The organism is Nocardia thraciensis (assembly GCF_054782435.1).
The window spans coordinates 1-708 of sequence record NZ_BAAGSM010000054.1; the positions used below are offsets into that span (position 1 = coordinate 1).

Consider the following 708-nt stretch of genomic DNA (forward strand, 5'->3'; position numbering starts at 1 on the left):
GCCGCACCACGACTTTCTAGAGATGTTGTTCGCCGACGAGGTTGCCCGCCGCGACCGACAATCCGAGCAGCGCCGCGCCAAAATCGCGCACCTGGACCCCCAGATGCAACTGCAAGCCTGGGACGACACCACCGCGGTCACCTTCGACTCCGAACTCTGGGCCGAACTCACCTCGCTGCGGTTCCTCGCCGACGCCTACAACGTCCTCGTGATGGGTCCGGTCGGGGTCGGAAAGACGTTCCTGGCCAACGCATTAGGACACATCGCGGTCCGCCGCAACCACACCGTCCACACCGAACGCGCCGACAAACTGTTCAAACGGCTACGCGGCGCGCGGCTCGACGGCAGCTACGAAGACGAGATGCGCAAACTGCACCGCGTCGATCTGCTGATCATCGATGACCTGGCGCTGCACCGGCTCGAGGCACCCGAGACCAACGACTTCTACGAGCTGATCGTCGAGCGTCACCGCAAGGCCTCGACGGTGATCACCAGCAACCGGGAGCCACCGGAGATCCTGACCATGATGGCCGACCCGCTGCTGGCGCAGTCGGCGATGGACCGGCTGCAATCGGCAGCCTACGAGCTCGTCGTCGAGGGCGAGTCCTACCGGCAGCGGCAGAAGCCGCGCCGCAGAAAACCGGCCGATCCGACCCACTCGGATTGACCAGCAGCCGGTCGTCGGTCACCATCAGCACACGGCCCGCG

At 65.5% G+C, this 708-nt stretch carries 1 protein-coding gene; it reads left to right on the forward strand.

The window, feature by feature from the left end; translation table 11 throughout:
* On the forward strand, positions 1-667 hold a 667-nt coding region (locus tag ACYVLQ_RS31745; protein ID WP_460701230.1), incomplete at its 5' end, for an ATP-binding protein.
* Positions 668-708 lie beyond the last annotated feature (41 nt).